11 protein-coding genes and 1 tRNA gene are annotated in these 12,384 nt (G+C 59.7%); all 12 read left to right on the top strand.

Annotation, left to right across the window (positions count from 1 at the left end):
* The first annotated feature begins 70 nt into the window (after positions 1–70).
* The 12 genes from NO934_RS04825 to NO934_RS04770 all read left to right on the top strand — a co-directional run bounded on the left by NO934_RS04825 (position 71) and on the right by NO934_RS04770 (position 12,367).
* A tRNA-Gly gene (locus NO934_RS04825) sits at positions 71–144 on the top strand.
* Positions 145–335: 191 nt separating this feature from the next.
* A complete protein-coding gene (locus NO934_RS04820; protein WP_309162635.1) occupies positions 336–1,262 on the top strand; it encodes a helix-turn-helix domain-containing protein in 927 nt (308 codons plus the stop codon).
* A gap of 116 nt (positions 1,263–1,378) precedes the next feature.
* Entirely contained in the window at positions 1,379–2,890 is a 1,512-nt protein-coding gene (locus NO934_RS04815; protein WP_309162633.1) for an alpha-N-arabinofuranosidase, read from the top strand.
* A 193-nt stretch (positions 2,891–3,083) separates the two neighbouring features.
* Positions 3,084–4,985, top strand: coding sequence for an ABC transporter substrate-binding protein (locus tag NO934_RS04810; RefSeq protein ID WP_309162631.1), 1,902 nt, complete (start codon positions 3,084–3,086; stop codon positions 4,983–4,985).
* 78 nt (positions 4,986–5,063) lie between these two features.
* Positions 5,064–6,068 (top strand): ABC transporter permease, encoded by a 1,005-nt coding sequence (locus NO934_RS04805; RefSeq protein WP_309162630.1) that lies wholly within the window; start codon positions 5,064–5,066, stop codon positions 6,066–6,068.
* A 3-nt stretch (positions 6,069–6,071) separates the two neighbouring features.
* A complete protein-coding gene (locus tag NO934_RS04800) occupies positions 6,072–6,932 on the top strand; it encodes an ABC transporter permease (protein ID WP_309162628.1) in 861 nt (286 codons plus the stop codon).
* The gene (locus tag NO934_RS04795; RefSeq protein ID WP_309162627.1) at positions 6,932–7,972 is read left to right on the top strand and encodes an ABC transporter ATP-binding protein; all 1,041 of its coding nucleotides are present in this window, start codon (positions 6,932–6,934) and stop codon (positions 7,970–7,972) included. The genes NO934_RS04800 and NO934_RS04795 overlap by 1 nt, the downstream gene beginning before the upstream one ends.
* Positions 7,969–8,880, top strand: a complete 912-nt coding sequence (locus tag NO934_RS04790; RefSeq protein ID WP_309162625.1) for an ABC transporter ATP-binding protein — start codon at positions 7,969–7,971, stop codon at positions 8,878–8,880. Before NO934_RS04795 ends, NO934_RS04790 begins: the two co-directional genes overlap by 4 nt.
* Positions 8,881–9,087: 207 nt before the next feature.
* Positions 9,088–10,128, top strand: coding sequence for a LacI family DNA-binding transcriptional regulator (locus NO934_RS04785; protein WP_309162623.1), 1,041 nt, complete (start codon positions 9,088–9,090; stop codon positions 10,126–10,128).
* Positions 10,129–10,197: 69 nt separating this feature from the next.
* Positions 10,198–10,869: an amino acid ABC transporter permease gene (locus NO934_RS04780; protein ID WP_309162621.1), complete on the top strand. Its 672-nt coding sequence runs from the start codon at positions 10,198–10,200 to the stop codon at positions 10,867–10,869.
* Between the two features lie 9 nt (positions 10,870–10,878).
* Entirely contained in the window at positions 10,879–11,535 is a 657-nt protein-coding gene (locus NO934_RS04775; RefSeq protein ID WP_309162619.1) for an amino acid ABC transporter permease, read from the top strand.
* 31 nt (positions 11,536–11,566) lie between these two features.
* Complete coding sequence (locus tag NO934_RS04770; protein ID WP_309162618.1) at positions 11,567–12,367, top strand: transporter substrate-binding domain-containing protein; 801 nt, start codon at positions 11,567–11,569, stop codon at positions 12,365–12,367.
* Positions 12,368–12,384 lie beyond the last annotated feature (17 nt).

Genomic DNA, 12,384 nt, shown 5'->3' with positions numbered 1-12,384 from the left:
TGAGTGCGGAGATACCCTCCGCGCACCGTCTCTTGACGCAGCATCGGATTTGCCGCAAACAGACAGTCGCGCGGGTGTAGCTCAATGGTAGAGCAGAAGCTTCCCAAGCTTACGACGAGGGTTCGATTCCCTTCACCCGCTCCAATCTGATCTAACTGGCCGGCAAGGTATGGAAGTCCGCTAGAACGAATTCTTGCGGTGGGTATGTCGCGCTCTTCTGCACCCGGCTTTAAGCACACCAAGATCATCCCCCATCTTAACCGACTCGACTATATCGGGACACCTGATATGTATGAACGGTGAACTGCTGCGGCACGAGAGGAGGCTGATAGATAATGGCGCGAAACTTTCTCGTGGTGGATCCTGAAGAAGGAATGGACGTGCTCAAGGGGCTGGCCTCGCCCGTGCGCGTGCAAATCCTTAAGCTGCTGCATGTGCGTGGAGCGCAGAATATCAACGATATCGCCAGTATTCTTAGCCTGCCACAATCAACTGTCTCGTCCAATGTGAACATTTTGGAGGAGGCTGGGCTGATCCGCTCGGAGACCCAAAAGGCGCGCAAGGGGAACCAGAAGATCTGCCATTCCACTTTCGACGAGGTCCTTGTGGCGTTCAAGGAGGACATCGCCAAAGTCAAGGGCGGGCATATCGAGGTGTCCATGCCGCTGGGACTTTACACGAGCTGTGACGTCATGGCGCCGTGCGGGCTGTGTACTCCGGACGGTATCGTGGGCCTGCTCGACGTCCCCGATACGTTCCTTGATCCCTCGCGGATGCGTGCGGGGCTGATCTGGTTCACGCGGGGCAATGTGGAATATCAGTTTCCCAACAACGCCAAGCTCTCCAACAGCGAGATCGAGGCCATCGAGTTTTCCATGGAGCTCTCGTCCGAAGTGCCGGGTACGAGCGCCGATTGGCCTTCCGACATCACCATATGGGTGAATGGCACGGAAATCGGCACCTGGACTTCTCCGGGGGATTACGGGGACAAGCGTGGCGTCTATACCCCCGACTGGTGGAAGCTCAAGGGGTCGCAATATGGCAAGCTCAAGAGCTTCCGCGTAAATTCAGTCGGAAGCTTCGTCGACGGGTTGCAGATTTCTTCCGTCACCCTCGCCGATCTCGGTATCGCTGCCCACCATTCCATCCGACTCAAGATCGGAATCCGCGAAGATGCCGCTCATCCCGGAGGGCTGAACATATTTGGGCGCGGCTTCGGAAATTACGATCAGGACATCCTGATGCGCATCTATCAGGCGTGATAGGCGCATCCTTCGCAAAATCATCGTCGGACGGCCGGTGCAGTTGACAAGCGTGCTCTTGTCTATCATAAATTCCGATATAAATCGGAATTTCTGCGCAAAAGAGGGAGGGGGCAGTGAAGGCTACGGCGGTCGCCCACAAGAACTTTACGGTCAGCGAGATCGATGACCGGTTGTATGGGGCATTTCTTGAGCACCTGGGCCGGGCGATCTATACGGGCATATACGAGCCGGACCACCCCACGGCCGATGCAAACGCCATGCGCGGTGATGTGATCGAACTGGTCAAGGAGCTCGACGTACCTGTGGTACGCTATCCAGGCGGTAACTTCGTTTCGGCCTACAATTGGGAAGACGGCATTGGGCCCAAGCAAGATCGGCCGACCCGGCTGGACTTGGCCTGGCACACTGCCGAAAGCAATGAGGTCGGTATTCACGAGTTCGCAGAATGGTGCAAATCGGTGGGGACCGAGATGATGCTCGCGGTCAATCTCGGCTCACGCGGGCTCGATGCCGCGCGGAACTTCGTTGAATATGTCAATCATCCCGGCGGCAGCTATTGGAGCGATCTGCGCAAGAAAAACGGGCAGGAGGAGCCTTGGAACGTCAAGCTCTGGTGCCTGGGCAACGAGATGGACGGCCCCTGGCAGATCGGCCACAAGGACGCCGAGGAGTACGGCAAGCTCGCCGCCGAGACGGCAAAGGCGATCCGCGCCTTCGACAAATCGCTGGAATTGGTGGTTTGTGGATCGAGCCACTCCAACATGCCCACCTATCCCCAGTGGGAAGCGACGGTGCTCGAGCACACCTATGACGTGGTGGATTACATCTCGTTGCACATGTATTTCGCCAACCACGAGAAGAACGCGGGCAACTACCTGGCGCTGAACCAGAAGCTCGATGACTACATCGTTGCCGTTCAGGGCGTCATAAATTACGTCAAGGCCAAGAAGCGCTCGAAAAAGGATATCTATATTTCATTCGATGAATGGAATGTCTGGTATCATTCCCGCCAGCAGGACCGGAAAATTCTCGAAGGGCAGGAAGGGTGGCCGCACGCGCCGGCACTTCTCGAGGACGTCTATAATTTCGAGGATGTTCTTCAGGTCGGGCTTATTCTGAATACGTTCATCCGTCGCTCGGACGTGGTGAAGATCGCGTGCATCGCACAGCTGGTGAACGTCATCGCTCCGATCATGACTGAAAAGGGCGGAGATGCCTGGCGGCAGACGATCTACTATCCCTATTACTTTGCCTCCCGCTTTGGACGCGGTACGGCACTCGACCTTTCGATCGACTGTCCGACCTATGACAGCGACGCGTTCAGCGGTGTTGCCTATGCCGATGTGTCTGCCGTCCACAACCAAGAGGAGGGGACTGTCACAGTGTTCGCGGTCAACCGGCATCCCGATGAGATGGTGGATTTTTCTGTGGAACTCCAAGGTTTTGGCGACATGCGCGTCATCGACCATCGGGTGATGACCCACGGCGATCTCAATGCGGTCAACACCAGCGCGCAGCCGGACGAGGTGGCGCCGCGTAAAGGCGAAGGTGCCTCGGTTTCGGGCGATATCTTGTCCGTGTCTCTCCCGCCTTACTCCTATCAGATGGTCCGGCTGGGCCGGTAAGGCGTCCGCATGCCCACTCGATGAAGATCATTGGAGACTTGCCGGCCTTGCCCGCACCGGTTGGCAAAATGTTAGTATATCAATTAATGCGATATATATCATATAATATGTTGACAGAAAGAAACGCTGCGGTAGCATAACGAGGCAGGAGGAAGGGGCGTCGAGGGGCGCTCCATTAAATCGGGAGGAAAAGATGAAGATGTGGAAGACGCTTCTGGCGTCTGTCGCTGTCGTTGCCATCATGGGCAGTGCATCGATAGCCCAGGATGCTCCGGCAGAACTGCCGCCGATCAACGAATTCCCACGCGAACAGACTCTGATCGTCCACAACCCGGAGCCGCCGTCCATCAGCCCGGACTGGTTTAATATCTGGGTGCCGGGGTACAGCGTTGCCAATGGTCTGCATCAGCTTGCCATGGATACGCTCTGGTATATCGATCCGGACGCGGGCCTGGAGGGCGCGCTCTACAATTCCCTGGCCGCAGAGCCTTGGGAATATAACGAGGACTTCACGCAGATGACCGTGCGCCTGCGTGAAGGCATCTACTGGTCCGATGGCGTTGAGTTCACGGCCGATGATGTTGTCTATACGGTGGAGACGCAGGCCGAAATGCCGGCCACCAACTGGGGCGCCACTTTCGCCCAGCAGGTTGAGAGCGTCGAAGCGGTTGACGACTATACCGTACTGTTCAACCTCAACGAGCCCAACTCGCGTTTCCATGCGATCTTCTCGGTCCGCTGGAACGGCGCGTGGATCATGCCCAAGCATGTCTTTGAAGAGTTTGAAGATCCATCATCCTACGACTTCAATCCGCCCGTCAGCCTCGGTCCTTACACGCTGCACAGCCACGATCCGAACGGCGCGTGGTATATCTGGGAAAAGCGGGAGGATTGGGAGCGGACGACTGTTGCCCAGTATGGCGAACCCGCACCCCAATATATCATCTATCGCTCCATTCCGGCGATAGACAGCCGGCTGATCGAAATGGTGAACGGCAATCTGGACATGATCCATGACCTGACGCCCGAAGCCATGTTCAGCCTCGTCGAGCAGGACGAGACGGCGCGCGGCTGGTTCCCTGGCTTCCCTTACGCCCATCCTGATCCCACGTTGCCCATGGTGATCTTCAATCACAACAACGAGCTGTTCCAGGATCGCCGGGTGCGCTGGGCGCTGGCGTTGATGCTTGACGCACGTCAGATCTCGATGGCGGCTTATCGCGGAGCGGCGACCCTTTCGGCCATTGCCATCCCGCCCACCGGAACCCATCCGGACGACTATCACGATCCATTGCAGGAATGGCTGATCGATTATGAACTCGATACGGGCAGTTCGGTCATCAAACCCTATAACCCCGATATCGGAATCCAGGTCGCCGATATGGTGCGTCCGCAATTCGGCGATGCCGTGCCAACCGATGAAGACGAGATTCGGAGGGCATTTGGTTACGGCTGGTGGGAGCAAAATCTCGACGCCGCTGCCGAACTGCTCGAGGATGCCGGGTTCACCCGCCAGGGCAATGACTGGTATACACCGGATGGCGAGCGTTTCGCCTTCACCATCACGACCTTCGAAAGCGGAGTGATGAACCGCTTCGGCACCATGGCGGCCCAGCAATGGAGCCAGGCGGGCGTGGACGTGACCGCTCAGGTGACCCCGCAAATGTTTGCTCAGGATCTGCCTTTGGGAGACTTCGATGCGGCAACGGCCTGGTCGATCGAGACCTGGGGCGGCGACCCCGACCTCTCGTTCTTCCTTGAGAGCTGGCATTCAAGCTATGTCGCGCCCGAAGGCGAGCGGCAGCCGCAGCGCAATTGGCAGCGCTGGCAGCACCCCGAACTCGACCGCATCATCGAGGAAATCCGCGTGACCCCGTTCGGGACCGAGGAAAACCTCGAACTCGGGCACGACTTCGTCCGGCTGATGGTCGAGGAGATGCCGGTCATCCCGATGATGTCGTTCAACGTGTTCGCTGCCTATTCGGAAAGGTATTGGACCGGTTTTCCAACCGCAGAGGAAAACCCCTATGCCAATATCGTGACCAACTGGGCGAACTCACGCTACATCTTCACTCAGCTTGAGCCGGCCCAGTAGGCTCTCCTTCGAGCAAAACCAAGTGTCCGGCTTCGGCCGGACACCCCCAAACGAAGAGGGGAAGGCGTAGCGTCGACAATGAAGGACTATCTGTTTTTCGCCCTTAAGCGTTTATTGCAGTTAGCGGTCGTTATTTTCGCCGGTATTTCGGCCGCTTTTTTCATTACGCACCTCTCGCCTGTTTCTCCGGTCGAAACCATTATCGGCCGCGTCGCGGGACAATCGAACTTCAGTCCCGAAGCAATCCAGGCCCTACGCGAGACGCTGACGGAGCTTTTCGGGACCGATCGGCCGCTCCTCGAAAAGTATGTGAACTTCTGGTCGCGCTTCATCGTTGGCGATCTCGGTCCATCCCTCATCGCGTTTCCCTCTCCGGCCATGCGCCTTGTCATGCTGGCGCTGCCTTGGACGGTGGGGCTCCTCGTCACCTCGATCGTGCTGTACTGGATCATCGGCAATTTGCTGGGTGGCTTGGCCGGTTATTACCAGAACAACAGGTTCCTCAAAGCCTTCGGCATCGTCGCCATGGGCATCCAGCCCATACCTTATTATATCGTCGCCTTCTTGCTGGTGGTCATTTTTGGCTATCTGTGGCCGGTCATGCCGATCTCCGGCGGCTTTGCCATGAATGTGCGGCCCGGCTTTACGCCCGAGTTCATTTTCTCAGTGCTCCATCATTCCATCCTGCCGGCCACCTCGTTGGTGATCGTCGGCCTGGGGATTTCATTTCTGGGGATGCGGGCGCTGGTCTCCAACATCATCACCGAGGATTATGTGACCTATGCCGAACTGGCCGGGGTCAAGACCCAACGGGTGGTCTTTTCCTATGTGATCCGCAACGCGATGGTGCCCCAGCTCACCGGGCTTGCAATGGCGCTTGGGGGCATTTTCTCGGGGACGATCATCACCGAGCAGGTCTTCGCCTATCCCGGGTTGGGCACGTTGCTGGTTCGCGCGGTCAATGGCGGCGATACGACGCTGGTCCTCGCGGTCTCTTCGATTGCCGTCATCGCGGTCGCAAGCGCCATCTTCATCATCGATCTGCTGCACCCGCTGCTCGATCCACGCGTGAGGGCGAAATAGCCAATGTTTGCGATCGTCAGGGACCTCGTCCGCTATAATATCGAATTCGCCATCGGCTGCATTCTTGTCGGCGGCATCGTGATCTTCGCGCTGGCCAGTTTTTTCTCGCCGGTCGATCCTGTGCTGATGTACGTCGTCATTCCCGACCAGCCGCCCTCCGCCCAATACTGGTTTGGCACCAATTCACGCGGTCAGGACATGTTCTGGCAGCTCAGCTTCGCCTTCCGCAACACGCTGGCTTTCGGATTGATAGTGGCCGTGCTCAGCCGCATCATCTCGATCACCGTGGGATTGCTTTCAGGCTATCTCGGTGGTTGGACCGACCGGGTGCTGATGTTTTTCAACGACATCTTCGTTGCCCTGCCGATCTTTCCGATCCTGATCCTGTTCTATTTCGTGATGCGCTCGGAACTCGACTTATTCCGGCTCGCGCTGGTGATGGCGTGCTTCGGCTGGCCGTTCGACGCGCGGCTGATCCGCTCGGTCGCGCTCGGCCTGCGTCATCGCGAATTTACTCGCCATGCGGTGTTTTCGGGCATGAGCGCGCGCCGGATCATGTTCGAGGAACATTTGCCCTATGTCATGCCCATCGTCTTCGCCACCGCCATCGCCAACATGATCTGGTCGATCGGCATGGAAGTGACCCTCGCGGTGCTCGGCTTTACCAACGTCAACATACCCACCGTCGGCACTACGCTCTATTGGGCCAATAACCACTCGGCGATGGTGGTCGGGGTCTGGTGGTGGATCCTTATCCCCGTGATCATGATCGTGATGCTGTTTATCGGCCTGTTCCTGCTCACGGTGTCCATGAACGAATATATCGATCCGCGTTCGCGCTTGCGGCGCATGGGGGGTGCATGATGACCGCAACCGACGCCCTTGACGTGCTGACCGTGAAAGGCCTCAAGGCCTATTATCAGATGGGCTATTTCGGGGTCGAGCGCGAAGTGCGCGCCGTGGACGACGTGACCCTCTCCATCCGCAAGAACGAGATCTACGGCATTGCCGGGGAAAGCTCGTCGGGCAAGACAACGCTGATCAAGACCTTCGCCGCCGCGATCCGGCCTCCGCTCAGGATAGTGGACGGGTCGATGACCTATCGTTTCGGCGATCTTGAGATCGACCCCTACAAGGCCAGCAGGGAAGAGATCGACGCGATCCGTTGGAAACACCTGTCCTATATCATGCAGGGCTCGATGAGCCTGCTCAACCCGGTGCGCCGGGTACATAAGACGTTCCGCGACTTCGCTTTCCGCCCCATGGGGTTGCCGAGGCGAGAATTCTGGGCTCGGGTCGAAGCCCATCTCCAGCGGCTGGGTCTATCGCCCGACGTGCTGTCCGCATTTCCCCATCAGCTTTCGGGCGGAATGCGCCAGCGGGTGGTTATTGCGCTGGCGACCGTATGCCAGCCCGAATTCGTGATTGCCGACGAACCGACGACCGCGCTCGATGTCGTGGTGCAAAAGGACGTGCTGGCGATGATTCGCGACGTACAGCGCCAGATGCAGGCTTCGGTGGTTTTCGTGACCCACGACATGAGCGTACATGCCAACATCGCCGATCGGATCGGGATCGTCTATGCTGGGCGACTGGTGGAGGAGGCGCCGACGCGGACAATCTTTACCGCCCCCAAACACCCCTATACCGCCCATCTCGTGGCATCGCTCCCCAGGATTGGGGATACGGCACCCAAGGCCGCGCTGGAAGGGCGTCCGCCCAATCTGGCCGAGCCGCCGCAAGGGTGCCGCTTCCACCCAAGGTGCCCGCTCGCCATCGACAAGTGCAAGCAAGTGCCGCCTCTCGCCCCCGTAGGCCTTGATCATCGCGCCGCCTGCTGGCGCAGTGAGGATGTAAAGCCGCTCGTGCGCATCGGTACGCCGGTGGTGGAGGCTGTGCCATGACAGCGCTGCTCGAGGTCTCCAACGTCTCCAAACGTTTCGTGATGGGCGGGCCGCTCTCGCGCAATTCCATCGACGCTGTTGTGGATGCGAATTTCTCGCTTTCGGCCGATAGGGCGGAAATTTTCACGATCATTGGCGAGTCCGGTTCGGGCAAGACGACGCTGGCGCGAATGATTCTGGGGATCGAAAGCCCGACCAGTGGCGATATCCTGTTCGAGGGCAGGAGCGCGGCGGAGCGCCGGAGCCGGGCGGCGCGGCTCGATTTCATGCGACGGGTGCAGCCGGTATTCCAGAACCCCTTCGAAACCTTCAACCCGCTCAAGCAGGTCGACCGCTATCTTCAGGCGAGTGCGCGCACGCTCCTCGGCGCGAGAACCCGGTCCGAGGTTGAAGCGGCGATGGATGCGGCGCTTCAGAAGGTGGGGTTGAGTCTCAGGGAAATCGCCGGACGCTATGCTCACGAGCTTTCCGGCGGGCAGCTTCAGAGGATCGCGATTGCTCGTGCGCTGATCTCCAATCCCTCGCTGCTGATTGCCGACGAGCCGGTATCGATGGTGGACGCCTCGCTGCGCATGTCGATCGTCAATCTCTTGCGCGACCTGCGCGATACGCTTGAGGTCTCGGTGATCTACATCACCCACGATCTCGCAACGGCCTACTACATATCGGATCGGCTGGTGATCATGCAGAAGGGCTATGTGGTGGAGATGGGGCCTGCTCGACCGATACTGGATACGCCCGAACACCCCTATTCGCGGCTTCTCAAGAGTTCGGTGCTCGCGATCGATGCGGCGACCGATAACGCAGATCTCCAGCCGGCCGACCGGAGCATCGCCGCAGCGGCTTGGGAGCGGGTAGGGGACGGCGTGCTGCAGCCGCGCGCGGATGGCCGGCTGGTGAGGGTTTAAGGTCGACGCCGGTTCCCGAAAGAGTTCGCTTCTTTCGGGTTCGCAGCTCCGTGGCAATGAGCCTCTCCAGCCTCGCCGCCGAAGCGCGCTTCTCGGCGCGGGCCATTAAAGCTCCGAGCTTTGTTGCTTTGGTGATCGAGCCTTGCCATGGTGGTCGATGAGATCGATCCAAAGGGGAGCGCGCAAGCGCCGGTTCTATAACCAACCATGAGCAAGCAAACTCGACGCATAGCCCGTCCCACGCTTATGGATGTGGCTCGGCACGCCGGCGTCTCGCGCGCGACCGCATCGCTGGTCGTGCGCAAGAGCCCGCTGGTGAGCCGGGAGACGCGGGCCAGCGTCGAGGCCGCAATGGCGGAGATCGGTTATGTCTACAATGCCGGTGCGGCAGGCATGCGGGCCGCGCGCAGCCGTACGATCGGCGTGATCATTCCCAACCTTTCCAATCCCTTCTTCGGCATCTTGCTCACCGGCATCGACCATGTGGTGGAAGGGGCCGGGCTGGCGACCTTTATCGCCCAGTCCGCCGAGTCCCAGGAAAAGCAGGACGGTTTCGTCACCCGCATGCGCGAGCATGGAGTGGACGGTCTGATCGTTTGTCCCGCCGCGGGCACCAAGGCCGACTTCACCCAGAAGCTGCAGATGTGGGGCATGCCCGTGGTCGAAGTCCTGAGGACGGTCGGTGGAGAAGCCGATTACGTAGGGATGGACCAGTTCGGCGGCATGTACGGAGCGGTTTCGCGGCTGGTTGAACTTGGGCACGTGAGGATCGGGTTCGTCACCGCCAATCTCGATCATTCGGCCCGTGAAGAAAGGCTCAGCGCTTTCCGGGCCGCCATCGCGCGTTACGATGCGGTGGATGCGGTCGAGATGACAATCGAACCCACCCATGGGGAAGCAACGGCTCTGGCGCTGAGGATGGCGCGGCAAAAGGGCGCCCCCTCCGCCTGGATATGCCATAATGACGTCATCGGGCTCGGCATGCATCGCGGCTTTTGCGAAGCCGGGCTGGTGCCCGGACGCGACGTATCGCTGATCGGATATGACAACGTCGCGGAAACCGAGCTGGTGCGGCCGGCGCTGGCTTCGGTCGCAACCGAAGCGGTTGAGATCGGGCAACTGGCAGCCAGCCAATTGCTGCGCCGGATCGAAAACCCCGACGCGCCGCGCCAGCGGATGACGGTGCCCAGCCATTTCGTCGACCGGGGTTCGGTCGGACCCCGCGCGTTCGATCCCCTAGAGGGTTGACTCGGTGGCTCGGCTATATTTAGATCGATCTAAACGACGGCAGGCAAGGGCCGCGGGAGGAACGGGCGCGTGAACTATCAGTTCAACTTCGCTCCGGTGATCAACAATTTCGACCAGTTGATCTATGGCGCATTGGTTACCATTCAGCTCAGCTTCGGAGCGATCCTGATCGGCATGCTGATCGCCGTCCCGTGCGCCGCTGCCAAGACGGCAGGCCCCAACGCGCTTCGCTGGCTGGTGAACGTCTATATCGAGGTGATCCGCAACACCCCGTTCCTGATCCAGATATTCTTCATCTATTTCTCGCTGCCCGCCTTGGGGATCAGGTTCGATCCCAACACCGCCGCACTGGTCGCGCTGTCGGTCAATGTCGGAGCCTACGCGACCGAAATCGTGCGCGCGGGGATCGAGTCGGTCAATCGCGGGCAAGTGGAAGCCGGTCGGGCCCTTGGACTCAAGAGCCATCAGATTTTCCGCTACATCATTCTCAAGCCGGCGCTGCGCACCATCTATCCGGCGCTTACCAGCCAGTTCATCTACCTGATGTTGACCTCGTCGGTAGTCTCGGCGATTTCGGCGACCGATCTCGCCGCGGCCGGCAACAATATCCAGTCTGCCACCTTCGCGGCCTTCGAGGTCTATCTGGTGATCACGCTGATATACTTCATTCTCTCGCTCGGCTTTTCCGGCCTGTTTTCTGCACTCGGGCGGATCGCTTTCCGCTATCCCCTGGCGCGGTGAGGGCAGCCCATGTTTCGCACATTCGGGTTTAACGAAGCGCTGTTCATCATAACCGCCGTGCAGTGGACGCTGTTGCTTTCGGCGATCGCCTTCGCTGGCGGAGCATTGGGCGGCATCGCCATCGCGCTGGCCCGCGTGTCGCGCGTCGCGCCGCTGCGCTATGGAGCGCTCGCCTTCATTCGGGTGTTTCAGGGCACTCCGCTCCTGATGCAGCTCTTCCTGGTCTATTTCGGCCTTTCGATCGTGGGGGTGGGGATCAATCCCTGGATCGCGGCGGCATTGGCCCTCACGCTCCATGCCAGCGCCTATCTGGGCGAGATCTGGCGCGGCTGCATCGAAGCCGTGCCCTCGGGACAGTCCGAAGCGAGTTGGGCGCTGGGGCTGAAATATCGTGATCGCATGCGCTACGTGGTTTTGCCCCAGGCGGCAAAGATATCGGTGGCGCCGACCGTGGGCTTTCTCGTGCAGCTGATCAAGGGCACTTCGCTGGCCTCCATCATTGGCTTTGTCGAGCTGACACGGGCCGGCCAGATCATAAACAACGCGACGTTCCAGCCCCTGACCGTCTTTTCGCTGGTGGCGGCGCTCTATTTTGTCCTCTGCTGGCCGCTCTCGCTGTGGGCGCGGCACCTGGAGGGACGGTTTGCCGTGGCGACCACGCGCTGAACTCGACGACATCAACCAAGGGAGAGAGAATATGGAACTGCGCAAAACTTTGATCGGAATGATGGGCGCCGCGGCGCTTGTGGCGGGCCTTGTGGCTGGCCCGGCCATCGCCCAGACGCCCGAGGAAATCCAGCAACGCGGCACGATCAATATCGGCCTGCTTGTCGATTTCCCCCCGTTCGGCATTCTCGATGAGGCGGGCAATCCGGACGGCTATGACGCCGACGTCGCCCGCCTGCTCGCCGAGGACATGGGGGTGGAGCTCAACCTGGTTCCCGTGACCGGGCCCAACCGTATTCCCTATCTCGTGTCCAACCAGATCGACGTTCTCGTCGCTTCTCTCGGCATTACGCCCGAACGTGCCGAACAGGTCGATTTCTCGGAACCCTATGCCGGTATCGAGATCTTCGTTTTCGGCGACGCCAATCTCGAGGTGACGGGACCGGAAGATCTTTCCGGCCACAGCATCGCCGTTGCGCGCGCATCCACACAGGACACCTCGATCACCGAGATCGCGCCGGCCGATGCGAACATCCAGCGCTTCGATGACGACGCCTCGGCGGTGCAGGCGCTGCTTTCGGGGCAGGCCCCGTTGATGGGCGCGTCCAACGTGGTGATCGCACAGATCAATGAAATGGCGCCGGGCCGGTTCGACACCAAGTTCTCGCTGCGCCAGCAGAGCCAGGCGATTGCCGTCCGTCCGGGCAGCACCGAGCTTTTGGACTACATCAACGACTTTCTGGCCCGGGTGAAGGAAGATGGAAGTCTGAACGCGCTGCACGAGGAATGGGTCGGCGGTCCGCTGCCTGAATTCGTTCTGGCGGGCGAATAACAAACTCCAGCAAGGCT

It is taken from the genome of Pelagibacterium sp. H642 (assembly GCF_031202855.1).
Lineage (GTDB): Bacteria > Pseudomonadota > Alphaproteobacteria > Rhizobiales > Devosiaceae > Pelagibacterium.
The sequence above is the reverse complement of the archived record's forward strand: the minus strand, read 5'-3'. Positions and strand labels throughout refer to the sequence as shown.

Coding starts and splice junctions, on each gene's coding strand:
- NO934_RS04820 (WP_309162635.1), top strand. CDS start 336: ATGGCGCGAAACTTTCTCGTGGTGGATCCTGAAGAAGGAATGGACGTG.
- NO934_RS04810 (WP_309162631.1), top strand. CDS start 3,084: ATGAAGATGTGGAAGACGCTTCTGGCGTCTGTCGCTGTCGTTGCCATC.
- NO934_RS04805 (WP_309162630.1), top strand. CDS start 5,064: ATGAAGGACTATCTGTTTTTCGCCCTTAAGCGTTTATTGCAGTTAGCG.
- NO934_RS04800 (WP_309162628.1), top strand. CDS start 6,072: ATGTTTGCGATCGTCAGGGACCTCGTCCGCTATAATATCGAATTCGCC.
- NO934_RS04795 (WP_309162627.1), top strand. CDS start 6,932: ATGACCGCAACCGACGCCCTTGACGTGCTGACCGTGAAAGGCCTCAAG.
- NO934_RS04790 (WP_309162625.1), top strand. CDS start 7,969: ATGACAGCGCTGCTCGAGGTCTCCAACGTCTCCAAACGTTTCGTGATG.
- NO934_RS04785 (WP_309162623.1), top strand. CDS start 9,088: ATGAGCAAGCAAACTCGACGCATAGCCCGTCCCACGCTTATGGATGTG.
- NO934_RS04775 (WP_309162619.1), top strand. CDS start 10,879: ATGTTTCGCACATTCGGGTTTAACGAAGCGCTGTTCATCATAACCGCC.
- NO934_RS04770 (WP_309162618.1), top strand. CDS start 11,567: ATGGAACTGCGCAAAACTTTGATCGGAATGATGGGCGCCGCGGCGCTT.